The sequence below is a fragment of the Streptomyces sp. NPDC104226 genome, from assembly GCF_055584085.1.
In genome coordinates, this window is sequence record NZ_JBVJMS010000015.1 from 182,998 (window position 1) to 209,054 (window position 26,057).

General features: G+C 71.0%; 25 protein-coding genes. 15 read left to right on the plus strand and 10 right to left on the minus strand.

The annotated features are described in order from the left end of the window. Nucleotides 1–15: 15 nt before the first annotated feature. From ACZ60J_RS36435 to ACZ60J_RS36455, 5 genes are all read left to right on the plus strand, one after another. The gene (locus tag ACZ60J_RS36435; RefSeq protein WP_469688464.1) at nucleotides 16–1,071 is read left to right on the plus strand and encodes a PhoH family protein; all 1,056 of its coding nucleotides are present in this window, start codon (nucleotides 16–18) and stop codon (nucleotides 1,069–1,071) included. 13 nt (nucleotides 1,072–1,084) lie between these two features. Beyond that, nucleotides 1,085–1,582: an rRNA maturation RNase YbeY gene (gene ybeY / locus ACZ60J_RS36440; protein ID WP_469688465.1), complete on the plus strand. Its 498-nt coding sequence runs from the start codon at nucleotides 1,085–1,087 to the stop codon at nucleotides 1,580–1,582. Further along, complete coding sequence (locus ACZ60J_RS36445; RefSeq protein WP_469688466.1) at nucleotides 1,579–2,886, plus strand: hemolysin family protein; 1,308 nt, start codon at nucleotides 1,579–1,581, stop codon at nucleotides 2,884–2,886. The genes ybeY and ACZ60J_RS36445 overlap by 4 nt, the downstream gene beginning before the upstream one ends. Beyond that, complete coding sequence (locus ACZ60J_RS36450) at nucleotides 2,883–3,245, plus strand: MmcQ/YjbR family DNA-binding protein (protein ID WP_469688467.1); 363 nt, start codon at nucleotides 2,883–2,885, stop codon at nucleotides 3,243–3,245. Before ACZ60J_RS36445 ends, ACZ60J_RS36450 begins: the two co-directional genes overlap by 4 nt. Before the next feature lie 203 nt (nucleotides 3,246–3,448). Continuing rightward, nucleotides 3,449–3,805, plus strand: coding sequence for a cytidine deaminase (locus ACZ60J_RS36455; RefSeq protein ID WP_469688468.1), 357 nt, complete (start codon nucleotides 3,449–3,451; stop codon nucleotides 3,803–3,805). A gap of 43 nt (nucleotides 3,806–3,848) precedes the next feature. On the opposite strand, the gene ACZ60J_RS36460 is transcribed toward ACZ60J_RS36455, so the two are convergent. Further along, nucleotides 3,849–5,162 carry an MFS transporter gene (locus ACZ60J_RS36460; protein WP_469688492.1) on the minus strand — a complete coding sequence of 438 codons (1,314 nt, stop codon included), beginning with the start codon at nucleotides 5,160–5,162 and terminating at the stop codon, nucleotides 3,849–3,851. Between the two features lie 162 nt (nucleotides 5,163–5,324). On the opposite strand from ACZ60J_RS36460, the gene ACZ60J_RS36465 reads away from it, so the two are divergent. The 3 genes from ACZ60J_RS36465 to era all read left to right on the plus strand — a co-directional run bounded on the left by ACZ60J_RS36465 (nucleotide 5,325) and on the right by era (nucleotide 9,973). Then, a complete protein-coding gene (locus tag ACZ60J_RS36465) occupies nucleotides 5,325–6,374 on the plus strand; it encodes a GlxA family transcriptional regulator (RefSeq protein WP_469688469.1) in 1,050 nt (349 codons plus the stop codon). A gap of 120 nt (nucleotides 6,375–6,494) precedes the next feature. Continuing rightward, nucleotides 6,495–8,024 (plus strand): WxL domain-containing protein, encoded by a 1,530-nt coding sequence (locus ACZ60J_RS36470; protein WP_469688493.1) that lies wholly within the window; start codon nucleotides 6,495–6,497, stop codon nucleotides 8,022–8,024. A gap of 998 nt (nucleotides 8,025–9,022) precedes the next feature. Continuing rightward, the gene (gene era, locus ACZ60J_RS36475) at nucleotides 9,023–9,973 is read left to right on the plus strand and encodes a GTPase Era (RefSeq protein ID WP_469688494.1); all 951 of its coding nucleotides are present in this window, start codon (nucleotides 9,023–9,025) and stop codon (nucleotides 9,971–9,973) included. A 4-nt stretch (nucleotides 9,974–9,977) separates the two neighbouring features. On the opposite strand, the gene ACZ60J_RS36480 is transcribed toward era, so the two are convergent. The 4 genes from ACZ60J_RS36480 to ACZ60J_RS36495 all read right to left on the minus strand — a co-directional run bounded on the left by ACZ60J_RS36480 (nucleotide 9,978) and on the right by ACZ60J_RS36495 (nucleotide 13,092). Then, entirely contained in the window at nucleotides 9,978–10,637 is a 660-nt protein-coding gene (locus tag ACZ60J_RS36480) for a class I SAM-dependent methyltransferase (protein ID WP_469688470.1), read from the minus strand. Between the two features lie 169 nt (nucleotides 10,638–10,806). Further along, on the minus strand, nucleotides 10,807–11,628 hold the full coding sequence (locus ACZ60J_RS36485; protein WP_469688471.1) for a GNAT family N-acetyltransferase: 822 nt from the start codon (nucleotides 11,626–11,628) through the stop codon (nucleotides 10,807–10,809). Nucleotides 11,629–11,712: 84 nt separating this feature from the next. Then, entirely contained in the window at nucleotides 11,713–11,982 is a 270-nt protein-coding gene (locus ACZ60J_RS36490) for a protealysin inhibitor emfourin (protein WP_469688472.1), read from the minus strand. A gap of 54 nt (nucleotides 11,983–12,036) precedes the next feature. Then, entirely contained in the window at nucleotides 12,037–13,092 is a 1,056-nt protein-coding gene (locus tag ACZ60J_RS36495) for a M4 family metallopeptidase (RefSeq protein WP_469688473.1), read from the minus strand. A gap of 376 nt (nucleotides 13,093–13,468) precedes the next feature. Here ACZ60J_RS36495 and leuA point away from each other — a divergent pair, with 376 nt between their 5' ends. The 6 genes from leuA to ACZ60J_RS36525 all read left to right on the plus strand — a co-directional run bounded on the left by leuA (nucleotide 13,469) and on the right by ACZ60J_RS36525 (nucleotide 20,559). Next, complete coding sequence (leuA, locus tag ACZ60J_RS36500) at nucleotides 13,469–15,232, plus strand: 2-isopropylmalate synthase (protein WP_469688474.1); 1,764 nt, start codon at nucleotides 13,469–13,471, stop codon at nucleotides 15,230–15,232. Nucleotides 15,233–15,487: 255 nt separating this feature from the next. Further along, nucleotides 15,488–16,183 carry a TerB family tellurite resistance protein gene (locus tag ACZ60J_RS36505; protein ID WP_469688475.1) on the plus strand — a complete coding sequence of 232 codons (696 nt, stop codon included), beginning with the start codon at nucleotides 15,488–15,490 and terminating at the stop codon, nucleotides 16,181–16,183. A gap of 618 nt (nucleotides 16,184–16,801) precedes the next feature. Next, the gene (locus ACZ60J_RS36510) at nucleotides 16,802–18,295 is read left to right on the plus strand and encodes a nucleobase:cation symporter-2 family protein (protein ID WP_469688476.1); all 1,494 of its coding nucleotides are present in this window, start codon (nucleotides 16,802–16,804) and stop codon (nucleotides 18,293–18,295) included. 125 nt (nucleotides 18,296–18,420) lie between these two features. Then, complete coding sequence (gene recO, locus ACZ60J_RS36515) at nucleotides 18,421–19,167, plus strand: DNA repair protein RecO (RefSeq protein WP_250754311.1); 747 nt, start codon at nucleotides 18,421–18,423, stop codon at nucleotides 19,165–19,167. Nucleotides 19,168–19,178: 11 nt separating this feature from the next. Then, nucleotides 19,179–20,000, plus strand: a complete 822-nt coding sequence (locus ACZ60J_RS36520) for an isoprenyl transferase (RefSeq protein WP_469688477.1) — start codon at nucleotides 19,179–19,181, stop codon at nucleotides 19,998–20,000. 22 nt (nucleotides 20,001–20,022) lie between these two features. Continuing rightward, nucleotides 20,023–20,559 (plus strand): YcxB family protein, encoded by a 537-nt coding sequence (locus ACZ60J_RS36525; protein ID WP_469688478.1) that lies wholly within the window; start codon nucleotides 20,023–20,025, stop codon nucleotides 20,557–20,559. Here ACZ60J_RS36525 and ACZ60J_RS36530 read toward each other — a convergent pair. From ACZ60J_RS36530 to ACZ60J_RS36545, 4 genes are read right to left on the minus strand one after another with little or no spacing between them, the layout of a single operon-like run. Then, on the minus strand, nucleotides 20,556–20,987 hold the full coding sequence (locus ACZ60J_RS36530) for a Fur family transcriptional regulator (protein WP_356515456.1): 432 nt from the start codon (nucleotides 20,985–20,987) through the stop codon (nucleotides 20,556–20,558). The two genes, ACZ60J_RS36525 and ACZ60J_RS36530, sit on opposite strands and share 4 nt — an antisense overlap. 59 nt (nucleotides 20,988–21,046) lie before the next feature. Beyond that, complete coding sequence (locus tag ACZ60J_RS36535; RefSeq protein ID WP_469688479.1) at nucleotides 21,047–21,913, minus strand: metal ABC transporter permease; 867 nt, start codon at nucleotides 21,911–21,913, stop codon at nucleotides 21,047–21,049. After that, a complete protein-coding gene (locus ACZ60J_RS36540) occupies nucleotides 21,913–22,704 on the minus strand; it encodes a metal ABC transporter ATP-binding protein (protein WP_469688480.1) in 792 nt (263 codons plus the stop codon). The genes ACZ60J_RS36535 and ACZ60J_RS36540 overlap by 1 nt, the downstream gene beginning before the upstream one ends. Nucleotides 22,705–22,739: 35 nt before the next feature. Further along, nucleotides 22,740–23,729, minus strand: coding sequence for a metal ABC transporter substrate-binding protein (locus tag ACZ60J_RS36545; RefSeq protein WP_469688481.1), 990 nt, complete (start codon nucleotides 23,727–23,729; stop codon nucleotides 22,740–22,742). Between the two features lie 156 nt (nucleotides 23,730–23,885). Here ACZ60J_RS36545 and ACZ60J_RS36550 point away from each other — a divergent pair, with 156 nt between their 5' ends. Next, nucleotides 23,886–25,268 carry a glycine--tRNA ligase gene (locus ACZ60J_RS36550; protein ID WP_469688482.1) on the plus strand — a complete coding sequence of 461 codons (1,383 nt, stop codon included), beginning with the start codon at nucleotides 23,886–23,888 and terminating at the stop codon, nucleotides 25,266–25,268. Nucleotides 25,269–25,596: 328 nt separating this feature from the next. Here ACZ60J_RS36550 and ACZ60J_RS36555 read toward each other — a convergent pair. After that, nucleotides 25,597–26,057 (minus strand): hypothetical protein (locus ACZ60J_RS36555; protein ID WP_469688483.1); only part of this gene is annotated, 461 nt, incomplete at its 5' end.

Here is a 26,057-nt window from a genome sequence, read left to right on the forward strand (position 1 = left end):
CCACAGTGCCGGCCCATGACTCAGACACCGACAGCCAAGACCCCCGCGCCGGGGCAGGCGCGAGCCCATTTCTCCGTACCGGCCACCCACCCGATGGTGTCCGTCCTCGGCTCGGGCGACGCCCTGTTGCGCGTGATCGAGAAGGCCTTCCCGAAGGCCGACATCCATGTTCGGGGCAATCAGGTCAGCGCGATCGGCGCGGCGGCGGAAGTCGCACTGATCCAGCGCCTGTTCGACGAGATGATGCTGGTGCTCCGCACCGGGCAGCCGATGACGGAGGACGCAGTGGAACGCTCGATCGCCATGCTCAAGTCGACCGGGAACGGCCAGGGACCGGACGAGACGCCCGCCGAGGTGCTCACCCAGAACATCCTCTCCACCCGTGGCCGGACCATCCGCCCGAAGACCCTGAACCAGAAGCGGTACGTCGACGCGATCGACAAGCACACGATCGTCTTCGGCATCGGCCCCGCCGGTACCGGCAAGACCTACCTGGCCATGGCCAAGGCGGTCCAGGCCCTGCAGTCCAAGCAGGTCAGCCGGATCATCCTGACCCGCCCGGCGGTCGAGGCCGGCGAACGCCTCGGCTTCCTCCCCGGCACCCTCTTCGACAAGATCGACCCGTACCTGCGTCCGCTCTACGACGCCCTGCACGACATGATCGACCCGGACTCGATCCCCCGCCTGATGGCGGCGGGCACCATCGAGGTCGCGCCGCTCGCGTACATGCGCGGCAGGACGCTGAACGAGGCCTTCGTGGTCCTCGACGAGGCGCAGAACACCACCCCCGAGCAGATGAAGATGTTCCTCACCCGGCTCGGGTTCGACTCGAAGATCGTCGTCACCGGTGACGTGACCCAGGTCGACCTCCCCGGTGGCGCCAAGAGCGGTCTGCGGCAGGTGCAGGACATCCTCGAAGGCGTTCCGGACATCGCCTTCTCGCGGCTCACGTCCGAGGATGTCGTCCGGCACAAGCTGGTCGGCCGTATCGTCGACGCGTACGAGAAGTACGACGACAGCCACGACAGCCAGGACGCGAAGCAGTCGCGGAACGGCTTCCAGCGGAAGTAGACATCAGCGCACCATGTCGATCGACGTCAACAACGAGTCCGGAACCGAGGTCGACGAGCGGGCGATCCTCGACATCGCCCGCTACGCGCTCACCCGGATGCGGATCCACCCGCTCTCGGAACTCTCCGTCATCGTCGTCGACGAGGACGCGATGGAGCAGCTCCACATCCAGTGGATGGACCTGCCCGGACCCACCGACGTCATGTCCTTCCCGATGGACGAGCTGCGTCCGCCGTCGAAGGACGACGAGGAGCCCCCGCAGGGGCTCCTCGGTGACATCGTGCTCTGCCCCGAGGTCGCCAAGAAGCAGGGCGAGGACGCCCCGACGAAGCACTCCATGGACGAGGAGCTCCAGCTCCTGACCGTCCACGGGGTGCTGCACCTGCTCGGGTACGACCACGAGGAGCCGGACGAGAAGGCCGAGATGTTCGGCCTGCAGGCGGCCATCGTCGACGGCTGGCGCGGCGAGAACGGCGTGACCGGCCCGTCCCCGGCTCCGACCGTCTCATGACCGGCGACCTACAGCTGATCACCGGGGCCGTCCTGCTCGTCGTGGTGGCGTGGTTCGCCGCGTGCGCCGAGTCCGGGATCGCCCGGATCTCGGCCTTCCGCGCCGAGCAGGCCGTACGGGAGGGCCGGCGCGGCAGCGCGAAGCTGGCCCAGGTCGCCGGCGACCCCACCCGCTACGTCAACGTCGCGCTGCTGGTCCGGGTCACCTGTGAGATGGCGGCGGGCGTGCTCGTCACGTACGTCTGCCTCGACGAGTTCGGGGAGAACTGGACCGCGCTGCTCGTGGCCATCGCCGTGATGGTGCTCGTGTCCTACGTGGCGGTCGGCGTGTCCCCGCGCACCATCGGCCGGCAGCACCCGCTGAACACGGCGACGGCGGCCTCCTACGTCCTCGTGCCGCTCGCCCGGATCATGGGGCCGGTCCCGCAGCTGCTGATCCTCCTCGGCAACGCGCTCACCCCCGGGAAGGGCTTCCGCAAGGGCCCCTTCGCCTCCGAGGCGGAACTGCGCGCGATGGTCGACCTGGCGGAGAAGGAATCGCTGATCGAGGACGACGAGCGCCGCATGGTGCACCAGGTCTTCGAGCTGGGCGACACCCTCGTGCGCGAGGTCATGGTGCCGCGCACCGACCTGGTCTGCATCGAGCGGTACAAGACGGTCCGTCAGGCGACCACGCTCGCGCTGCGGTCCGGCTTCTCGCGCATCCCGGTGACCGGGGAGAACGAGGACGACATCGTCGGCATCGTCTACCTGAAGGACCTGGTCCGCAAGACGCACATCAGCCGGGACGCGGAGAGCGATCTCGTCTCCACGGCGATAAGGCCCGCGGTGTTCGTCCCGGACACCAAGAACGCCGGCGACCTGCTGCGCGAGATGCAGTCGGTGCGCAACCACGTGGCGGTCGTCATCGACGAGTACGGCGGTACCGCGGGCATCGTCACCATCGAGGACATCCTGGAGGAGATCGTCGGCGAGATCACCGACGAGTACGACCGGGAACTCCCGCCGGTGGAGGAACTGGGCGGGGACCGCTACCGGGTCACCGCGCGGCTGGACATCACCGACCTCGGCGAACTGTTCAAGGTGGACTCCTTCGACGACGAGGACGTGGAGACCGTCGGTGGCCTGCTCGCCAAGGCGCTGGGCCGGGTGCCGATCGCCGGCGCCACGGCGGTGGTGGACCTGCCGGACGGGCGGCCGCTGCGGCTCACGGCGGAGTCCCCGGCGGGACGGCGGAACAAGATCGTGACCGTGCTGGTGGAGCCGGTGGCTCCGGTGGAGGAACAGGACGGGGAGGCGGAGTGACACCGGCGGAGCTGCGCGACTTCTGCCTGGGGTTCAACGCGGCGGTGGAGGAGTTCCCCTTCACCCCGGAGACCTCGGTGTTCAAGGTGCTGGGGAAGGTGTTCGCGCTGAGCGCGCTGGACGGCGACCCGCTGAAGGTCAACCTCAAGTGCGACCCGGAGCAAGCGGTGCGGCTGCGGGCGGAGCACGAGGCGATCGTGCCGGGCTGGCACATGAACAAGCGGCACTGGAACACGGTGACCGCGGGCGGCCCGGGTGCGCTGCCCGACGCGCTGCTCCGGGAGCTGGTCGAGGACTCGTACGACCTGGTGGTCGCGGGTCTGCCCAGGGCGGAGCGGCTGCGGCTCGACCGGCCCTAGCGCCTGGCGTTCCCCCTCGTGGAATTCCGTAAGGGCCCAAGGTCATCGATCGCAGGACCTTCGGGACCGTGTCTCCGCTTACGCACCGCTTAGGTTTGTCCCTGCGTCACCAAGATCCCGGGGGGACACCGGGGGGTGGAGGGGAGAGCGTGTCTGCGGGGCCGTCGTGCGGCCCCGCGGACACGCTCCATATGCTTCGGGCTATGACCGACAGCACCGGGATCGACCCCGAAGACAGCAAGATCATCACGTTGGCGCGCAGCGCCCGGGCCCGCAACGGCGTGCCCGAGGGGGCGGCGGTCCGGGACGAGACCGGCCGTACGTACGTCGCCGGAACCGTGGCCCTGGACTCCCTGAAGCTGAGCGCGCTCCAGACGGCCGTCGCGATGGCCGTGGCCAGCGGCGCCCAGTCCCTGGAGGCGGCGGCCGTCGTCAGCGCGGCGCAGGCCCCCTCCGACGCCGACCGCGCGGCGGTCCGTGACCTCGGCGGCCCGGACACCCCGGTCCTCCTGGCGGGCCCGGACGGCACCCTGAAGTCGACGACCCCGGCCGGCGGCTGACACCGGGCTGCGGGCGTGCTGCGGCCGTGCCGTGTCGGCGGTGTCACGCGGGTACGGGAGCACCGGAGCGTCGGCGGATGACCATTGCCATCAGGGCGGCCATCGCGCACAGGGCGCCCGAGGCGTACCAGACGGGGTCGTACGAGCCGAAGGCGTCGCGGGCCAGGCCGCCGAGGAAGGCCACCAGCGCGGCACCGATCTGGTGCGAGGCCAGGACCCAGCCGAAGACGATGGCCCCGTCCTCTCCGTAGTGCTCGCGGCACAGGGCGATCGTCGGCGGGACCGTCGCGACCCAGTCGAGGCCGTAGAAGACGATGAAGAACACCATCGGCGGGTGCACGGCCGGGGCCAGCAGCATGGGGAGGAAGAGCAGCGAGACCCCGCGCAGGGCGTAGTAGACGGCGAGGAGCCGGCGCGATTCGAAGCGGTCCGTCAGCCAGCCGGAGAACACCGTGCCGATCACGTCGAAGACGCCGATCACGGCGAGCAGTCCGGCCGCCGCCGTCACCGGCATGCCTTGGTCGTGGGCCGACGGGACGAAGTGGGTCTTCACCAGCCCGTTCGTCGAGGCCCCGCAGATCGCGAAGGTGCCCGCCAGCAGCCAGAAGGGGCCGGTCCGGGCTGCCTTGGCCAGGACGCCCAGGGCCCGGCGGGCGGCGCCCGGGACGGGGGCGGGCTTGGCCGTGTACGCGCCCCCGTACGGGGTGGTCCCGATGTCCGCCGGGTGGTCGCGCAGCAGCAGCCAGACGAAGGGCACGACGGCCAGGGCCGCCAGCGAGACGGTGACCGCGGCCGGGCGCCAGCCGTGGTTCTCGACCAGCCAGGCCAGCAGCGGCAGGAAGATCAGCTGGCCGGAGGCCCCGGCGGCGGTCAGGATGCCGGTGACCAGGCCGCGCCGGGCGGTGAACCAGCGGTTGGTGACCGTCGCGGCGAAGGCCAGGGCCATCGAGCCGCTGCCCAGCCCGACCAGGACGCCCCAGTACAGGATCAGCTGCCAGGAGGCGGTCATCCACACGGTGGCCACCGAGCCGGCGGCTATGACGGTCAGCGCGAGGGCGACGACCCTGCGGATGCCGAAGCGGTCCATCAGCGCGGCGGCGAACGGCGCGGTGAGCCCGTACAGCGCGAGGTTCACGGAGACGGCGAGGCCGATCGTGCCCCGGGACCAGTCGAACTCCTCGTGCAGCGGCTCGATGAGCAGGCCGGGGAGCGAGGCGAAGGCGGCGGCGCCGATGATCGTCACGAAGGCGACGGCCGCGACGAACCAGGCGCGGTGGACGCGGTGGACGCGGAGGCCGGGGGCGGCGACGCGGTCGGCGGGCTCGACGTCGGCGACGTGGTGGGGTGCACCGGCCACCGACTCGGTGACCGCCGCAGGGCCGGCGGCGGGCGTCGGTGCGGGGGTGGGCTCGGGGGAGGGGCCGGGGCCCGGGGCTGTCTGCGTCACACCGAGCAGTTTCCGGCCGCCGGGGTTCCGTACGACAGTGGCCTGACCGACACGCTTCGATATGATCGGGCCATGGAGCCCCGCGTGCAGCGCGCCCACCGCGTCCACCGTGTCGTCGTCCTCGCCCTCGCCGGGCTGCTGCCCTTCGAGCTGGGGATCCCGCACCGGATCTTCGGGCGGGCGAAGGACTCCGCCGGGAGGCCGCTGTACGAGATCCTCACCTGCGGGCTCGCCCCCGGCCGGGTGCCCACGGACGCAGACTTCGACGTCCACGTCGAGCACGGCCCCGAACTGCTGGCCACGGCCGACACGGTGGTGGTCCCCGCCTCCTACGAGCTGGGCCCGGTCCACGACGAGGGCCGGCTCACCCCCGAACTCGCCACCGCCCTGGCGCACATCAGGCCCGGCACCCGGCTCGTCTCCATCTGCACGGGCGGGTACGTGCTGGCCGCCGCGGGGTACCTGGACGGCCGCCGGGCCACCACCCACTGGTCCTCCGCCGAGCACTTCCAGCAGACCTTCCCGGCCGTACTGGTCGACCCGGGCGTGCTCTACACCGACGACGGGGACGTGCTCACCTCCGCCGGAGTCGCCGCCGGGATCGACCTGTGCCTGCACATCGTGCGCCGCGACCACGGCGCGGCCGTCGCCAACGACGTGGCCCGGCGCACCGTCGTACCGCCGCACCGGGAGGGCGGGCAGGCGCAGTTCATCGAGCGCCCGGTGCCCCGGCCGCAGCGCTCGGCCACCACCGCGGCCCGCGCCTGGGTACTGGACCGGCTGCACGAACCGCTGCGACTGACCGACCTGGCCCGGCAGGAGGCCATGTCGGTACGGACCTTCACGCGCCGGTTCCGGGAGGAGTCGGGGCTCAGCCCGGGCGAGTGGATCGTCGGGCAGCGGGTGGAGCGGGCCCGGGCGCTGCTGGAGCAGAGCGACCTGCCGATGGAACACGTGGCCCGGGAGGCGGGCTTCGGGACCGCGCAGTCCCTGCGCAAGCACGTCCAGGCGGCGCTCGGCGTGAGTCCGACGGCCTACCGCCGGACCTTCCGTGCCACCGCACCGGGCGGCATCCTGCCATCTCCTGATGGGACATCAGATGCTGCCGGGTCCGTGCATTGACTTATCCCCCCGCCCGCTCGTGAATGGCCCCCTGGCGGGGTACGGGATCCCAGGGGGCGGTCAGTGCGAACAACGGCGCGGACGACGGCACGGCACAGAGGGTGGTCGGCGGCCGTCGGCATGGCGGTGCTGGCCGCCGCGACCGGGGGCGCCCTGAGCGCGCCCGCCGCCGCGGAAGGGGAGACGCCGCCCGGGCAGGTCGAGTTCCCGACGCACTGCCTGCCTCCGCAGGAGGCAGGGCTGCCGCCGGCCGACGGTCCCACCACCGCCCGGATCACCGTCGACGACCTCACGCCGCGCGTGGGCGACACCGTGACCGTCACCTACCAGGTGACCCGGACCCCCGCCGTCAACCCGCTCTCCGTCGGACTGCCCGCCGACGTCCTCACCCCGACCGGCCGGATCGTGCTCGGGGGTGTTCAGCAGGGCGAGGTCACGGTCGTCGGGGCCAAGCGCAACGATCCCGTCGAGGCGGGCGGGGCGCTGCCCTCCGTCACCATGACCGGCACCTTCACCGTCACCGCTCCCGGCGAGATCACCCTGGCCCCGGGCGGCTACACCCTGCACACGGGCCACCTGCTCGAACTCGACACGGTCTGCGCCGGGGCCTACGGGAGCGTGCCGCCGGGACCGGATCCGGGATCGTCCTCAAAGCCCTCCGCCTCTGCCTCTGCCTCTTCCGCCGTCTCCGCCTCTGCTTCGGCCTCTGACTCGGCTTCCGCTGCGCCGTCGCCGGTGTCCCCGCCCCTGTCTCCCTCTCCCTCTCCCTCTCCCTCTCCCTCTCCCTCTCCCTCTCCCTCTCCCTCCCCGTCCTCGTCGCCGTCCTCGGATCCGTCCGTGCTGCCCTCGGCGGACGGCCCGCCGGTGGCCCAGCGGATCACCGCGAGCCCGCTGCCGACGGCCAACCTGCGCACCGTCGCGCTCGGTACGGCCGCCGGAAGTCCGGGCGCCAAGGTCAAGGTCACCGGAGCCGGCTTCGTCCCCGGCGCCGAGGTCACGGTGGCCGGCCGGGCGGGTGCGGCGCAGACCGCCGACCAGGTCACCGCCAAGGCGGACGAGCTCGGCGTGGTCCTCGCGGAGCTGCCGGTCACCGACCGGGCGACCACCGCCGTCGTGGCGTACGAGGGCGCTGCCTGGACTCCGGAACGGGGCTCCGGCCCGGCCGCGTACACGGTGATCGCCGCCGCCCCGCTGCCGGCGGGCACCCAGACGGTGACCGCCGTCGTGCAGCCGGGGGAGCTCGGCATGAGCCAGGAGGGCGATGCCGTGACCCTGGGCGCGGTTCCGTACGGGGACGGCGGTGCGGCGGCCGGCCGGATCGGCACCGTCACCGTCAAGGACGCCCGCGGCGGGCCGGCGGGGTGGTCCCTGATCGGCAAGGTCACCGATTTCACCGGCGCCGGCGGGGTCCGCATCCCGGGTGCCTCCCTGAGCTGGACCCCGACCTGCGCGGCCGCGCCCGGCAGCCCCAGCGCGTGTGCCGCGGGCAGCGCGGGGACCGTGGGGCCGGAGGGGGCGGTCCTGGCCTCCACCGGTGACGCCGCCCTCGTCGGCGGCACCTTCACCATCGACGCGGGCGTCACGCTCCAGGTGCCCCCCTACACCCCGCCGGGCGCCTACACGGCGCTGCTGACCCTGACCCTGTCGTGACCCGGCCCGGCCGGCCCGCCGCCCCTGTCCCGCCGCGCAGGCCGGGGTCCCCTACCCGCCCTTCCACCGTTCCCCGGCGCCGGCCGGTCGGGGCGACGGTCGTCGGCCTGCTCGTCGGGCTCGGCATCCTGCTGCTCGGCGGGGCCGGGACGGCCGGCGCCGCCGACAACGGGCAGTGGTCCGTGCTGCCCACCGCCAACACCCTCGGGCAGCGCCCGTACTTCTACCTCGCCGCCGCCCCCGGCCAGGCCGTCACCGACTCCGTCACCATCGCCAACCGCACCGACCGCCCCCGCACCTTCCGCCTCTACGCCGCCGACGCCTACAACACCGCCCGCGACGGCGGCTTCGCCCTGCGCGGGCCCGAGGAGCCGCGCACCGCCACCGGCGCCTGGACGGCGCTGGCGCGCGAGCGGATCACCGTCCCGGCGAGGACGGCGGTGAGCGTCGGCTTCACCCTCACCGTCCCCGACCGGGCCGAACCGGGGGACCACCCCGGCGCGGTCGTCGCCCTGGAGGACCGGCCGGCCGAAGCGGCGGCGGGGGGCATAGCCGTCCAGCAGGCCGTCGCGGCCCGCCTCTACCTCCGGGTCACCGGTCCGACCGCGCCCGCCCTGGCCGTCGAGGAGCTCCGCACCGCCCGCCGCGGCGCCGTCGGCGCGGAGATCTCGTACACGCTCCACAACCTCGGCAACGTCACCCTCCGCCCCCGAGCCACCCTGACCGCCTCCGGGACCCTCGGCCGGGGTCTGCTCTCCCGCCCCCTCACCGGCCTGCCCGCGGAGCTGCTGCCCGGGCAGCGGGTCCGGCTCACCGCGCACTGGGCGGACGCGCCCGCGCTGGAATGGGCCGAGGTCGCGGTCGTGGCGCGGGCCGACGGGACCGCTGCCCGGGCCACCGCCGGACACGCCGCGCACCCCGCCCTGAACGGCCTGCTCGCGGCCGCTCTCGCCCTCGTGGCGGCGGCCTGGTCGGCGCTGGGAGCCGCATCGGGGAGAATGGCCCGTATGAGCGATCGTTCCCCCGAGACCACCAGCCCGCACCGTGCGGGCTTCGCATGCTTCGTCGGCCGTCCCAACGCGGGGAAGTCGACCCTGACCAACGCGCTCGTGGGTACCAAGGTCGCGATCACCTCCAACCGGCCGCAGACCACCCGCCACACCGTCCGCGGCATCGTGCACCGCCCCGACGCCCAGCTCGTCCTGGTCGACACGCCCGGCCTCCACAAGCCGCGCACGCTGCTCGGCGAGCGGCTGAACGACGTGGTGCGCGCGACCTGGTCCGAGGTCGACGTGATCGGCTTCTGCCTGCCCGCGGACCAGAAGCTCGGCCCCGGTGACAAGTTCATCGTCAAGGAGCTCGCGGGGATCAAGAAGACCCCCAAGATCGCCATCATCACCAAGACCGACCTCGTCGAGTCCAAGGTGGTGGGCGAGCAGCTCCTCGCCGTGCACCAGCTGGCCGAGGAACTGGGCTTTGAGTGGGCCGAGATCGTCCCGGTCTCGGCGGTCGGCGACAGCCAGGTCCAGCTGGTGGCCGACCTGATCGCTCCCATGCTGCCCGAGAGCCCGCCGCTGTACCCGGAGGGCGACCTCACCGACGAGCCCGAGATGGTGATGGTCGCGGAGCTGATCCGCGAGGCCGCGCTGGAAGGCGTACGGGACGAGCTCCCGCACTCCATCGCCGTGGTCGTCGAGGAGATGATCCCCCGGGAGAACCGCCCGGCGGACCGTCCCCTGCTGGACATCCACGCCAACCTCTACATCGAGCGGCCGAGCCAGAAGGGCATCATCATCGGCCCGAAGGGCGCCCGCCTGAAGGAGGTCGGGATGAAGTCGCGCAAGCACATCGAGGCGCTGCTCGGCACGCCCGTCTTCCTCGACCTGCACGTGAAGGTCGCCAAGGACTGGCAGCGCGACCCCAAGCAGCTCCGCAAGCTCGGCTTCTAGAAGGTCAGGCGCGCCGCCGCACCTTCAGCGCGTTGTCCGTACGGGTCCCGGGCCGGCCGTCAGGCTGGTTCTGGACCCGTACGTGTTCCTCCGCCAGCAGGACCTCCCAGGCGCCGGCCTCCAGTTCCAGCTGGGCGAGGACCTCGTCCGGGGTCGGGAAGTCCACCTCCGGGCGGTCCTCCTGCCACGAGGCCCAGCCCGCGTGCCCGACGACGAGCAGGGTCCCGCCGGGGGCCACGGCCGCGGCGGCCCGGCGCAGGATCCGCTCCCGCGGGAACTCCCCGAAGGTGTGCAGGAAGCAGGCGGAGACCAGGTCGTACTCCCCGGCCGGGAAGGACTCCGCGAGGTCGTGCCGCTCCCACGCGGTGCGGTCCGCGACACCGGCCCCGGCGGCGTGGGCCGCGGCCCGCTCCAGGGCGACCCCGGAGATGTCCGTCCCGGTGACGTGCCAGCCCTGCCGCGCGAGCCACACGGCGTCGCCGCCCTCGCCGCAGCCGAGGTCAAGGGCCCGTCCGGGAGCGAGCGCGGCGGCCTCCCGGGCCAGCACGACGTTGGCTTCCCCGCTCCAGATCCGCTCGCTCTCGCGGTAGCGGGAGTCCCAGAACTCCTCGCCCGCGAAGCCGGTCCCGGGGGAGGGGGAGTGCTGGTCGTGCGCGTGCGCCATGGCGGACTCTTTCCGTTCGGTACGGGTTACGGGTACGGATGCCCGTGCCTCCGATGCTCCGCCCGGACCTCCGGGCCGGCCAAGCGTCCTTGCCGTTCCCGCAAAAAAGCCGACCCGGAATTGCGCGGGCCGCCGCGGGCCGCCCCGGCCCGTCAGCGCACGCGGCGGATCACAGCGGCCGGTCGGCGATCAGGGCCGTGCCCACGGAGCGGAAGCCGAGCCGGGCGTAGAGGCGGGCCACGTCCTCGTCGCCCGCCGAGAGGAAGACCGTACGGGCTCCGCGGGCCAGGGCGTCGGCGACCAGGGCCGCCGTCACCGCGAGGGCCAGGCCCTGGCGGCGGGCCGAGGGGAGGGTGCCGACCCCGACCACCTCGGCGACGTCGCCGACCGGGACGTACTGGCCGGAGCACAGGACCACGCCGTCGCGCACGGCCGCCGCCAGGGCGGTACGGCCCGACTCGATCATCCCCGCCACCCGGAGCCGGCGGCCTTCGGAGGCCGGGTCCTGCTCCGCCGCCGCGAGCTCCGCCGGGCCCGCCTCGCCCACCGCCGTGCCGGGAGCGGCGAAGGCCAGCATGGGCACCGTCACGGCCGGGCGCAGCAGCGGGTCGGCCGCGCCGAGTACGCGTACGTCCGGATGTGCGGGGAGCCGTACGGCCGCGGGGTCGAGGACCATCAGCGGATGGGCGTGCACGCTCAGCCCCGCGGCCTCCGCGGCGGCCCGCAGCGAGGGGGTGGTTTCGGCCACCCATTCGAAGGCCTCGGGGACCTTCAGCTCCCGCTGCCGGGCCAGCACCCGCTCCACGTCGGCCACGCGGACGCCCTCGGCCGAGGCGGCGCCGAGCGCGGGCCGCGCGTAGTAGGGCCAGCCGTCGCTCTCCTGGACGAACAGGGTCAGCGGGCCGAAGTCCTCGGCCCGCGCCCCGCCCGCCCGGGGCGCCGTGTCGTAGTAGCGCTCCAGCGCGGGCAGCATGTCGGAAGAAGTGGTCATCCGGGCATCCAAGCAAATGGGCCCCTGGCCAGGCACCTTCTTTTGGGTGCCTTCCCTCGTGCGCCTTCCCTCGTGTGCCTTTCTTCAGGCGCCTTCCTTCAGCACCCGCGAGATCAGCGCGCGCTGGGCGTCGGAGAGGTCCGGGTCCTGGCAGAGCACCGTCCGGTCGTCCACCGTGATCCGGTACGAGAAGCCGTCCCGGATCCGGTCCGCCGGATCGCGCGGCAGGCCGGGCCGCAGGGCCAGCTGGGCCAGCGCCTGCCACTCGGCCTCGTCGGGCAGGCCCGAGGTGTCCACCTCGCCCCGCCGCTCGATCCCAGCGAAGCCGCCCGTCCGCACCACCTGAATCCGCATGACCGGCCTTCTACCCCGCGCCCCCGGGCCCACGCGTCCCGAGCGAGAGACGGTCTAGCCCAGGCCGACCGTCGACCACGCCTTCTGCAGCGCCTGGTGTTCCGCGCCGCCTTCGCCGTACCGGGTGACGGCCGCGGCGGTCGTCAGGGCGGCGAACCGGGCGAAGTCCGCCTTGGGGCCCAGCTCCCCGCCGGTCAGGGTGTCGTACCAGATCCGTCCGGCGCGCTCCCAGGCCTTGCCGCCGAGTTCGGTGGCGACGAGGTAGAACGCGTGGTTGGGGATGCCGGAGTTGATGTGCACGCCGCCGTTGTCGCGGGAGGTGCGGACGTAGTCGTCCATGGTCGCGGGCTGCGGGTCCTTGCCGAGCTCGTCGTCCTCGTACGCCGTCCCGGGCGCCTTCATCGACCGCAGGGCGAAACCGCTGTCCACGGCGGGACCGAGGAGTCCGGCGCCGATCAGCCAGTCGGCCTCCTCGGCGGTCTGGTCCAGCGAGTACTGCTTGATGAGGGAGCCGAAGACGTCGGACATGGACTCGTTGAGCGCGCCGGACTGGCCGTAGTACTCCAGGTCGGCGGTGTGCTGGGTGACCCCGTGGGTCAGCTCGTGCCCGATGACGTCCACGGACACGGTGAAGTCGAGGAAGAGGTCCCCGTCGCCGTCGCCGAACACCATCTGGCTGCCGTCCCAGAAGGCGTTGTTGTACAGCCGGTCGTAGTGGACGGTGGCGTCGAGCGGCAGGCCTGCGTCGTCGATGGAGTGACGGCCGAAGCCCTTGAGGAAGAGCTCGAAGGTGGCCCCGAGCCCGGCGTAGGCACGGTTGACGCTGGCGTCCTGGCCGGCCTCCTCGCCCTCGCCGCGCACCTTCTTCCCGGGCAGCCGGGTCTTGTGCTCCGCGTCGTAAATGGTCCGCGCGGGGGTCTCGGACGGGGTCTCCACGGCGGGCGGGAGCACCGCCATCAGCCGCCGGACCCGGTGGGAGGCGTCCAGCTCCAGGGTCCGCCGCGCGGCGGCGGCGCGGGCGGGGTCCTCGGACTGCGCGATCTTGTCGAGGAGGTGCGGCGGCACCACGGTGCAGAAGACGGGGTGGCGGGGGGTGAGGTAGGCATCCATGCCCGGCAATGTGGCAGTGGGTGATGTCCGTGTCACTACCAGCGACCATGATTCATTCGGTCGTCTGAAAGCGTCCGCAGCGCATTGACGGATCAAACGGACATAGGGTCCGACCTGTAAGAGATGAAGAGTCATAGCTCACAAAGGGTGCAAAACGGACCTGCCGGTCTTGCATACTGAAACAGCCCCCGCAATACGGGGCGGCTCGGTTAGGCTCGGCCCATCATGCGTTTCGGGCTGCTCCTCCTTAGCTGCCGCGGCGAGGGCCTGTAGTCGTAGGCCGACCCCCTCCCCGCGGAGTTTGGTGTTGCGGTTTTTACGACCGCCGTCGGCCGTCCCAGCGAACTACACGCGGACACGCGAGGAGCCCAACGCCATGAGCCAGCAGCCTTTTGTCGGTCGCCCCACGCCCATCACCAACGCGACCCACGCCCAGAAGCCCTCCGGGATGCCGATCCACAAGTACGGCTCGTACGAGCAGGTGGACATCCCGGACCGCACCTGGCCCGAGGCCCGCGTCACCAAGGCCCCCCGCTGGCTCTCCACGGACCTGCGCGACGGCAACCAGTCGCTGATCGACCCGATGACCCCCGCCCGCAAGCGCGAGATGTTCGACCTGCTGGTGCGCATGGGCTACAAGGAGATCGAGGTCGGCTTCCCGTCCTCCGGTGAGACCGACTTCAACTTCGTGCGCTCCATCATCGAAGAGGGCGCGATCCCGGACGACGTGACCATCTCCGTACTGACCCAGGCCCGCGAGGACCTGATCGAGCGGACCGTCGAGTCGCTGATCGGCGCCAAGCGCGCCACCGTGCACCTGTACAACGCCACCGCGCCCACCTTCCGCCGGGTCGTCTTCCGCGGCTCCAAGGAGCAGATCAAGCAGATCGCCGTCGACGGCACCCGCCTGGTCATGGAGTACGCGGACAAGCTGCTGGGCGCGGACACCGTCTTCGGCTACCAGTACAGCCCGGAGATCTTCACCGACACCGAGCTGGACTTCGCCCTGGAGGTCTGCGAGGCCGTCTGCGACGTGTGGCAGCCGTCCGAGGGCCGCGAGATCATCCTGAACCTGCCCGCCACCGTGGAGCGCTCGACGCCCTCCACCCACGCGGACCGCTTCGAGTGGATGGCCCGCAACCTGACCCGCCGCGCGCACATCTGCATCTCCGTGCACCCGCACAACGACCGCGGCACCGCCGTGGCGGCCGCCGAGCTGGCCCTGATGGCCGGCGCCGACCGCATCGAGGGCTGCCTGTTCGGGCAGGGCGAGCGCACCGGCAACGTGGACCTGATCACGCTGGGCATGAACCTGTTCTCGCAGGGCATCGACCCGCAGATCGACTTCTCGCAGATCGACGAGATCCGTCGCACCAGCGAGTACTGCAACCAGATGGAGGTCCACCCGCGCCACCCCTACGCGGGCGACCTCGTCTACACCGCCTTCTCCGGCTCCCACCAGGACGCCATCAAGAAGGGCTTCGACGCCATGGAGGCCGACGCGGCCGCCCAGGGCAAGACGGTCGACGACATCGAGTGGGCGGTCCCGTACCTGCCGATCGACCCGAAGGACGTCGGCCGCTCCTACGAGGCGGTCATCCGGGTCAACTCGCAGTCCGGCAAGGGCGGTATCGCGTACGTCCTGAAGAACGACCACAAGCTGGACCTGCCGCGCCGCATGCAGATCGAGTTCTCGCGGATCATCCAGGCCAAGACGGACTCCGAGGGCGGAGAGGTCACCCCGAAGGCGATCTGGGACGTCTTCCAGGACGAGTACCTGCCGAACCCGGAAAACCCGTGGGGGCGCATCCAGCTGCGCTCCGGCTCGACCGCCACCGACAAGGACGGCACCGACACCCTGACCGTCGAGGCGGTCGTGGACGGCGTCGAGGCCGTGCTGAACGGCACCGGCAACGGTCCGATCTCGGCCTTCTTCGACGCGCTGGCCGCCATCGGCATCGACGCCCGCCTGCTGGACTACACCGAGCACACCATGAGCGAGGGCGCCTCCGCCGTCGCCGCCTCGTACATCGAGTGCGCGATCGACGGCCGCGTCCTGTGGGGCATCGGCATCGACGCGAACACCACCCGCGCCTCCCTGAAGGCGGTCATCTCCGCCGTCAACCGCGCGGGCCGCTGACCGTACGCAACGCAGCCCCGTTCCTCCCCACCGGGAGGGGCGGGGTTCTGCCGTTCCCGGAGCCGGCGGCGGGCCTCGGCGGGCAGGTGGGGCCGGGTGCGGAGGCGGTACGGGACCGGATTCGGGCAGGGGCGCAGATCGGCCAAGTACGACGGCCGGGCGATGTTGTCTTGTCACACGACTGACGCATCCTCACCGATGTGGCTAACATCACGCCAACCCGGCGATGTTGCCGGAAGGTGACGGAGGTGCGACGTGCTGCCAGTTCGGGGTGGGGACGGCCGGAAGCTGACGGTCTGGGGTATCCGCACCACCTGGAGCACCGTGGGGGACGGGGAGTTCTTCTGCCCCGACTGCGGTGGCGACCGCAACTACCGCCGGCGCACGGGGCGCCGACGTTTCACCGTCCTCGGCGTGCCGCTGCTGCCCCGCGGGCAGGCGGGCCCCGTCGTCGAGTGCCAGGGCTGCCGCGAGCGCTTCGGCACCGAGGTCCTGGACCACCTCACCACCACCCGCTTCTCCACGCTGCTGCGCGACGCCGTGCACACCGTGACGCTGGCCGTGCTGGCCGCCGGCGGGACGGCCTCGCGCAGTGCGCTGGAGGCCGCCGTGGGCGCCGTACGGTCCGCCGGGTTCCAGGACTGCACCGAGGAGCAGCTGGAGTCCCTCGTCGACGGACTGGCCGCCGAAGAGGGGCGGCTCGGGCTCTACGACGGCCCCGACTGCTACGGCGCCGCGCTCTCGATCGAACTGCACGAGGCCCTGGAGCCGCTCGCCCCGCACCTGGCCGGTCCGGGCCGCGCATCGATCCTGCTGCAGGGCGCCCGCGTCGCGCTGGCGGACGGCCCGTACATCCCCGCGGAGCGCGAGGTGCTGGCGACCGTGGGCTCGGCGCTGCGCATCGACGCGGACGAGGTCGCACGGCTGCTGTCGGCGGTCCGGGCGCCGTAGGAGCCGGGACCGGACCCGTGCGTACGGGCTTCGGGCGCCCCCGCCCCGGCACCACGGGTCGGGGGCGCAGCCATGAGGGCCGTGTCTCAAGGCGTGGGCGAAAACGGCACATTCCGAGGTAACGATCGGGCCTCGCCCCCCGATTCCGAGATCCTTCCGCGTGCCGTGAACCGCGGAGGCACGGCGTCCGTACGGGGTGTTTCCACCAGGTGGACGGACGGAGCGGAGCCTTCTGCTTTGCGCGGCCGAACGGCCTGCGGAGCGTGAACCAGCACGTCACCGCGTACGTCCTTCGCGTTCGCGCAGCCGGAAGCGCCGATTTCGCGAAGCGTTGGCCATAGTCGACGCCGGAGGGGCTCCGCCACTGGAGAAATCTCCAGATCCTGCACGCCGCACAGTCAACATTTTGTAGAAGTCGACGATATCTGTGAGCGGCCCCACAGGCGTTCAATTCCGGTCACACGAGGAGACGCCGCCGGTAACACCGCGGAGCTTCGATTCTCGTCAACGTCCTGACCGCCCTGACGGATCAACGGGTTAACGACCCACTTCGCCAGGGACAACCAGCTTCCTACCGCTTCCTCTCGTTTACCTACCTCATTGAAGGGCAAGGCAGAGATGGCACGTGTCGCCGCACCGCTTTCCGCCACCGGAAAGCAGAGCACGCACCCGGTCGACGAGGTGCTCCCCCTCCCCAAGCTCGCGCTGTACGGCTTCCAGCACGTACTCGCGTTCTACGCCGGTGCGGTGATCGTTCCGATCATCGTCGGTGGCGCCCTCGGGCTCTCCACCGAGCAGCTGGTCTACCTGATCAATGCCGACCTCTTCACCTGCGGTATCGCCTCGATCATCCAGGCGTGGGGCATCGGCAGGGTCGGTGCACGGCTGCCCCTGATCCAGGGCGTCACCTTCACCGCCGTCTCCCCGATGATCGCCATCGGTCTCGGAGCGGGCGGCGGGACGGCGGGCCTGCTCGTCATCTACGGCGCGGTCATCACGGCCGGCATCGCCACCTTCGCCTTCGCCTGGCTGCCCCCCAAGGCCTTCCGGACGATCATGCGGCTCTTCCCGCCGGTCGTCACCGGAACGGTCATCACCGTCCTCGGCATCGTGCTGATCCCGGTCGGCCTGAACGACGCGGCGGGCGGCCTCGGCAGCCCCGACTTCGGTGACCCGAAGCACTTCGCCTACGCCGGCGGCACCATGCTCTTCATCCTGATCCTGATGAAGCTCGGCCGGCCGTTCCTCAACAGCATCTCCATCCTGCTCGGCCTCGTCGGCGGCACCGCCGTCGCCTTCCTGCTCGGCGACGCCAAGTTCGGCGACGTGAGCAAGTCGGACTGGATCGGCATCACCACCCCGTTCTACTACGGTGCGCCGAAGTTTGAGTGGTTCCCGATCGTGCTGATGCTCATCGTCATGCTGATCACCATGGTCGAGACCACCGGTGACACCTACGCCGTCGGTGACATCGTCGGCAAGGACATCGACAGCGAGACCGTGGCCCGCGCCCTGCGTGCCGACGGTGCCGCGACCGCCCTCGGCGGCGTCCTGAACTCCTTCCCGTACGTGGCCTTCGCCGAGAACGTCGGCCTGGTCCGCATGACCAAGGTCAAGAGCCGCTTCGTCGTGGTCGCCGCGGGCGTCTTCATGATCGTGCTCGGCATGATCCCCAAGGCCGCCGCGATCGTCGCCGCCGTCCCGCACGGAGTCCTCGGCGGCGCCGCGACCGTGATGTTCGCGATGGTGGCCCTGGCGGGCATCCAGACCCTCGCCAAGGTGGACCTCAAGGAGGAGAAGAACGCGCTCGTCGTGGGTGTCTCCCTGGCCTTCGCGCTCCTCCCCGCCACCGTCCCGGTCCTCTTCAAGGACCACATGAACGCGGACCTCTCCTCGCTCCTCAACAGCGGTGTGACGCTCGGTGCCACGGCCGCGATCGTCCTGAACCTGATCTTCAACGGCCTGGGCAAGGACGGTGCGCACGACGCCCCGGCCGATGCCCCGGCCGTGGCTCCGAAGGCCGACGCCCCGGTGGCGGCGGACGACGAGCCCGCGGCAGCCGTTCCGGCCCAGGCGGGCGAGGGCGAGCCCGCCCCGGCGCCGACCGCCTGATCCTCCCAAGGGGTGTCCCCCGCCGGGCCTCGTGCCCGGCGGGGGGCGCTGCCGTTCGGGGAGGCGGCTCCGGGAGCCGGTCGCGGGAGTCCGTCCTGTCGGTGGCGTACGGGACAATGGAGACCATGAGTCTGTTCCGCGACGACGGCATCGTGCTGCGCACCCAGAAGCTGGGTGAGGCGGACCGCATCATCACGCTCCTGACCCGGGGCCACGGCCGGGTCCGGGCCGTCGCCCGCGGCGTCCGGCGCACCAAGTCCAAGTTCGGCGCCGGGCTGGAACCCTTCTCCCACGCCGACGTGCAGTTCTTCTCGCGCAGCGGCGAACTGATCGGCCGCAGCCTGCCGCTCTGCACGCAGACCCAGATCATCGCCCCGTACGGCAACGGCATCGTCACCGACTACGCCCGCTACACCGCCGGCACCGCGATGCTGGAGACCGCCGAGCGGTTCACCGACCACGAGGGCGAGCCCGCCGTCCAGCAGTACCTGCTGCTCGTCGGCGCCCTGCGCACCCTCTCGCGCGGCGAACACGCCCCCAACCTCATCCTCGACGCCTTCCTGCTGCGCTCCCTCGCCGTCAACGGCTACGCGCCCAGCTTCGACGACTGCGCGAAGTGCGGACTCCACGGACCCAACCGGCACTTCTCCGTCGCCGCGGGCGGGGTCATATGCGGCGACTGCCGCGTTCCCGGCAGCGTCGTACCCTCGTCGGAGGCCATCGCCCTGCTCAGCGCGCTGCTGACGGGCGACTGGGGACATGCCGACGCGTGCGAGGCGCGTCACGTGCGGGAAGGCAGCGGCCTGGTCTCCGCCTACTTGCACTGGCATCTGGAGCGCGGGCTACGCTCCCTTCGGTACGTCGAGAAATAGGAGCTGGGCACATGGCACGACGCGGGATTCTGGGACGCTCTCGCCGCGAGTACAAGATTCCCGAGCCGCACCCCTCCGGTGAGCGTCCGCCGAAGATCCCCGGTGACCTCATCCCCAACCACGTTGCGATCGTCATGGACGGCAACGGCCGCTGGGCCAAGGAGCGCGGGCTGCCGCGCACCGAGGGCCACAAGGTGGGCGAGGGTGTCGTACTCGACGTGCTCAAGGGCTGCCTGGAGATGGGCGTCAAGAACCTCTCCCTGTACGCCTTCTCGACGGAGAACTGGAAGCGCTCGCCCGACGAGGTGCGCTTCCTCATGAACTTCAACCGGGACGTCATCCGGCGCCGCCGCGACGAGATGAACGAGCTGGGCATCCGCATCCGCTGGACCGGCCGCATGCCGAAGATGTGGAAGTCGGTCGTCCAGGAGCTCCAGGTCGCACAGGAGCAGACCGTCGACAACGACGCGATGACCCTCTACTTCTGCGTCAACTACGGCGGCCGCGCGGAGATCGCGGACGCGGCGCAGGCGATCGCCCGCGACGTCGCCGCCGGCAAGCTGGACCCCTCGAAGGTCAACGAGAAGACCTTCGCGAAGTACATGTACTACCCGGACATGCCGGACGTGGACCTCTTCCTGCGCCCGAGCGGCGAGCAGCGCACCTCGAACTACCTGATCTGGCAGAGCGCGTACGCCGAGATGGTCTTCCAGGACACCCTGTGGCCCGACTTCGACCGCCGGGACCTCTGGGCGGCCTGCTACGAGTACGCCCAGCGCGACCGCCGCTTCGGCGGCGCGGTCCCGAACCAGGCGGAGGGAACCACCGCCTGAGCCTCGTCTAGGCTCCTGCTCCATGAACACGGGTGGGGATCAGGAACAGCGCACCGAGCAGGCCGTCCTCGTCTACCGGCCGGAGCTCGCCGACAGCCGGGCGGCCGTCCGGATCCGGGCCCTGCGGACGGCCTCGGGCCGGGCGGAGACGCTCCTGATCCCGCTGACGAGCATGGTCCTGGTGGCGGTGTACGGACTGCTCCGCGGCATGCTGCCGGCCGTCGTCGCGGTCGCCGCGGTGCTCGCCGCGGGCACCGGCGCCTTCGGAGGGGTACGGGGCCGGCGTGCGATGGCGCGCCGGCTCCACGCCGTGGCGTCCCACTACGGGCTGTGCCGCACGGTGGTGGACGAGCGGGGCTTCGCGACCACGGGCGAGAGCATGTCGCACACCGCGGACTGGAAGCTCTACACGCGCTACGCCGAGACCCCGGAGCTCTTCGTCCTGCTCGGGGGCCCGCGCGCGACCTGCATCGCGGTACTGCCCAAGCGGGGAGCCGAGGAGCCCGCCGACGTCGAGCGGCTGCGCGCGGTCCTCGACCGGAACCTGCGCCGGCTCTAGGCGGCGGCCGCCGCGCAGTCCGCGCAGGTGCCGAAGATCTCCACCGTGTGGGCGACGTTCACGAAGCCGTGTTCCGCGGCGATGGCCTCGGCCCACTTCTCCACCGCCGGGCCCTCCACCTCGACGGCCTTGCCGCACTTGCGGCAGACCAGGTGGTGGTGGTGGTCGCCGGTGGAGCAGCGCCGGTAGACGGACTCGCCGTCACTGGTGCGCAGCACGTCGACCTCGCCGGCGTCCGCGAGGGACTGCAGGGTGCGGTAGACGGTGGTCAGGCCCACGGAATCGCCACGGTGCTTGAGCATGTCGTGGAGTTCCTGGGCACTGCGGAACTCGTCCACCTCGTCCAGCGCGGCCGCCACGGCGGCCCGCTGCCGGGTGGATCGTCCTCGTACTGGCGCGGTGTTCATCTCGCCAGGCGCAGTCGCCACCGGTTCCTCCTCGTCTCGGCTGCGGCCCATTGTGCCAGGCGGCCGACCGCCCGAGGTCTTCAGACCTTTACGTCGTCCCGCGTACAGACTTCCTCGGCGGCGCGGGCGGCCCTGGCCCGGCGCCGGGCCAGCGGCGTGGACACCGCCGTCATCACCATGAAGACGGCGATGGCGAGCAGCACGATCGTGCCGCCGGAGGGAGCGTCGATGTAGTAGGTGGCGGCCGTGCCGGACAGCGAGACCAGGACGCCGATCACCATGGCCACCGTCAGGGTGGCGGTGAACCCGCGGGTGACGCGCTGGGCGGCCGCGACCGGTATCACCATCATGGCGCTGACCAGCAGCAGGCCGACGATGCGCATCGCGACGGTGACGGTGACGGCCGCGGTGACGGCCATCAGGAGGTTCAGGAGGCGCACCGGCAGGCCGGTGACCCGGGCGAACTCCTCGTCCTGGCAGACCGCGAACAGCTGCCGGCGCAGGCCCAGGGTGACGGCGACGACGAACAGGGCGAGGATCACGACCGCGGTGATGTCCTCGGCCGAGACCGTGGTGATGGAGCCGAACAGGTAACTGGTCAGGTTGGCCGTCGAGCCGCCCGGAGCCAGGTTGATGATCATGACGCCGCCGGCCAGGCCGCCGTAGAAGAGCATGGCCAGCGCGATGTCCCCGCTGGTCCTGCCGCGGGAGCGGATCAGCTCCATGCCGACCGCGCCGACGACCGCGACGAGGGTGGCCATCCACACCGGGCTCGTGTTGAGCAGGAAGCCGAGCGCGACACCGGTCATCGCCACGTGCCCGATGCCGTCGCCCATGACGGCCTGCCGGCGCTGGACGAGGTACGTGCCGATCGCGGGGGCCGTGATGCCGACGAGGGCGGCGGCGATGAGGGCCCGCTGCATGAAGGCGTAGTTCAGGAGGTCCATCAGCTCAGCAGTCCCGTCCGGAGGGGCTCGGCGTCGTGCGCGGAGTGGGGGTGTACGTGGTCGTGGCCGGGCAGTGCGTGCTGGCCCAGGGCCTCCGGGGGCGGGCCGTCGTGCGTGACGCAGCCGTCGCGCAGGACGACGGCGCGGTCGATGAGCGGCTCCAGCGGGCCCAGCTCGTGCAGGACCAGCAGCACGGTGGTGCCGGTGGCGACCTGGCTGCGCAGGGCGTTCGCGAGGACCTCCTGGTTGGCCAGGTCCACGCCGGCCATCGGCTCGTCCATGATCAGCAGCTCCGGCTCGCCGGCGAGCGCGCGGGCGATGAGCACCCGCTGGTGCTGGCCGCCGGAGAGGGCGTTGACGGAGGCGTCGGCGTAGGAGCCCATGTCGACCAGGTCCAGTGCGTGCTCCACGGCGGCCTTGTCGGCCTTGCGCAGGAAGCCGAAACGGCTGCGGGCGAGCCGGCCGGCGGAGACGACCTCGCGCACGGTGGCGGGGACCCCGCTGGCGGCGGTGGTGCGCTGGGGCACGTATCCGATGCGCGACCAGTCGCGGAAGCGCTTGAAGTCGGTGCCGAAGAGGGACAGGGCGCCGTCGCTCAGCGGGACCTGGCCGACCACGGCGCGGACGGCCGTGGACTTGCCGGAGCCGTTGGCGCCGAGCAGGGCGACGACCTCACCGCTGCGGACGGTGAGGTCGATGCCGCGCAGCACGGGGCGCGAGCCGAGCGAGGCCGTGGCCCCGCGCAGGGATATGACGGGCTGGTCCAGGGCCTGGCCGGGCTTGGACTCCATGGCTCGCGCCTCCGTTGCCGCTACTGCTGTTGCCATTACTTGGTGCCGAGTGCCTTCTGGAGGTTCTTCAGGTTGGCCCGCATGACCTCGAAGTAGTCAGCGCCCTGGGACTTGTCCGTGATTCCCTCCAGGGGATCCAGGACGTCGGTCTTCAGGCCGGTGTCCGCCGCGAGGGTCTTGGCCGTCTTGTCGCTGGCCAGGGTCTCGAAGAACACCGTCGAGACATTGTCCTGCTTCGCGAGGGACTGCAGTTCCTTCATCCGCGCCGGGCTGGGCTCGGACTCGGGGTCGACGCCGGAGATGCCCTCCTGGTCGAGGCCGTAGCGCTCGGCGAGGTAGCCGAAGGCGGAGTGGGTGGTGATGAAGGTCTTGGAGGCCGTGTTCTTCAGGCCGTCCTTGAACTCGGTGTCGAGCGCGCCCAGTTTGGCGACCAGCTCGTCGGTGTTCTTCTTGTAGTCCGCCGCGTGGTCGGGGTCGGACTTCTCCAGGGCCGCGCCGACGCCCTTGGCGATCTCCGCGTACTTGACCGGGTCGAGCCAGACGTGCGGGTCCTCGCCGGCTTCGCCGTGGCTGTGGTCGTGCCCGTCACCCTCGGTGTGACCCTCCTCGGCCGCGTGGTCGTGGTCGTCGTGGCCGGAGGTGCCGTGCACCTCCAGCTTGGTGAGGGTGGCGGCGTCGACGATGTTCTTCACGCCGGACTGGGCGACGGCCTTGTCGACGGCGGGCTGCAGCGTCTTGAGGTAGAGGACGACGTCGGCCTCGCCGAGCTGCGCGGTCTGCTTCGGGGTGATCTCCAGGTCGTGCGGTTCGACGCCCGGCTTGGTGAGGGTGTCGACCTTCACGTGGTCCTTGCCGATCTGCTCGGCGAGGAACTGCATCGGATAGAACGAGGCCATCACGTCGAGCTTGCCGTCCTTGGAGCCGGCGGCTCCGGCCGTGCCCGAGCAGGCGGTGAGGGCCGTGGCGGCGAGGGCCACGGCTCCGGCGAGGGCGGCGGTCGGTATGAGGCGTCGTCGTACGTTCATGACATCCATTTTCATCAAAGATGGAAACGATTGTCAAAAACCCTGGTGGGAGGGGTGCGGAGGGCCGGAGGAGGGGGGTCCCGATTTGAAAGGGGGGGTGCGGGCGCCGGTAACCTTGGGGCTTCGCCGTTCGTCCTCGTAAATGAAGAGAGCACCGTGGCCGCCGACAAGATCGAAACCATCGTCAGCCTGAGCAAGCGCCGTGGCTTCGTTTTCCCGTGCAGTGACATCTACGGCGGCTCTCGGGCTGCCTGGGATTACGGTCCGCTCGGTGTCGAGCTCAAGGAGAACATCAAGCGCCAGTGGTGGAAGGCGATGGTCACCGGGCGTGAGGACATCGTCGGCCTCGACTCCTCCGTGATCCTGGCCCCCGAGGTCTGGGTGGCCTCCGGTCACGTCGGCACCTTCTCGGACCCGCTGACCGAGTGCACCTCCTGTCACAAGCGCCACCGCGCCGACCACCTGGAAGAGGCGTACGAGGCCAAGCACGGCCGCGTGCCCGCCAACGGTCTGGCCGACATCAACTGCCCCAACTGCGGCGTGAAGGGTCAGTTCACCGAGCCCAAGCAGTTCTCCGGCATGCTGGAGACCCACCTCGGCCCGACCCAGGACACCGGCTCGAAGGCGTACCTGCGCCCCGAGACGGCCCAGGGCATCTTCACCAACTTCGGCCACGTGATGACCACCTCGCGCAAGAAGCCCCCCTTCGGCATCGCGCAGATGGGCAAGTCCTTCCGCAACGAGATCACCCCCGGCAACTTCATCTTCCGCACCCGCGAGTTCGAGCAGATGGAGATGGAGTTCTTCGTCAAGCCGGGCGAGGACGACGAGTGGCAGGAGTACTGGATGCAGGAGCGGTGGAACTGGTACCGCGGCCTGGGTCTGCGCGAGGAGAACATGCGCTGGTACGACCACCCGAAGGAGAAGCTGTCCCACTACTCGAAGCGCACCGCCGACATCGAGTACCGCTTCAACTTCGGTGGCAATGAGTTCTCCGAGCTCGAAGGCGTGGCCAACCGCACCGACTTCGACCTCAAGGCCCACTCCGCCGCCTCCGGCACGGAGCTCGTGTACTTCGACCAGGAGACGAAGGAGAAGTACACCCCGTACGTCATCGAGCCGGCGGCCGGCGTCAACCGCGCCATGCTCGCCTTCATGCTCGACGCGTTCAACGAGGACGAGGCCCCGAACGCCAAGGGCGTCATGGAGAAGCGCACCGTGATGCGCTTCGACCCGCGCCTGGCCCCGGTCAAGGTCGCCGTCCTGCCGCTGTCCCGCAACGCGCAGCTGTCGCCGAAGGCCAAGGGCCTCGCCGCCGACCTGCGCAAGTTCTGGAACATCGAGTTCGACGACGCGGGCGCCATCGGCCGCCGCTACCGTCGCCAGGACGAGATCGGTACCCCGTTCTGCGTCACCGTCGACTTCGACACCCTGGACGACAACGCGGTGACCGTGCGCGAGCGCGACACCATGAAGCAGGAGCGCGTCTCCCTGGACCAGATCCAGACCTACCTCGGCAGCCGTCTGCTCGGCTGCTAGGTTCGCGCCGCACATGCGGCAGTGGGGGGGGGGGGGGGGGGGGGGGGGGGGAGGGGGGGGAGGGGGGGGGGGGGGGGGGGGGGGGGGGGGGGGAGGGGGGGGGGGGGGGGGGGTTTGCGGAACCCGCAACGCCGGCTGCCGACAGCAAGGCCAGTGCAAAAACACGATTGCGCGCCAGGCGCGACAAGGCAGTCAAGCAAGAAGAACGCATCAGCATATCGAAGGCAATCAACGGGAAGCCTGACATGCTAACTGCGAACGGCCATGACGACGCGCCTGCGATGCGCCGTCATGGCCGTTGCTGAAGGTCTGACTACGGGTTGCAGCCTTACCTCACCTTGCCCTCCTTCCACGCCGACAGCAGCTTGTCATAGGCAATCGTCTCGCCCTTGGGCTTTTCATTGGCCAGCTTCTTCCACGGCGCGTGCTGGTCCGACAGCCACTTGCTGGGGTCGCTCTTCGGATTCAGCTTGGGTGCGCATTGCGCCATGCCCGCGCGTTCCAGGCGCGCCATCACCTGGTCCATTTCGTTGGCCAGGTTGTCCATCGCGGCCTGCGGGGTCTTTTCGCCCGTGACGGCGGTGGCCACGTTCTTCCACCACAGTTGCGCCAGCTTGGGGTAGTCGGGCACGTTGTTGCCGGTGGGCGTCCAGGCCACGCGTGCCGGGCTGCGGTAGAACTCGATCAGGCCGCCGTAGTTGGCCGCGTTCTTGGTGAAGAACTCGCTGTTGATGTCGCTGTCGCGAATGAAGGTCAGCCCAGTAATGGACTTTTTCAGCGATACCGATT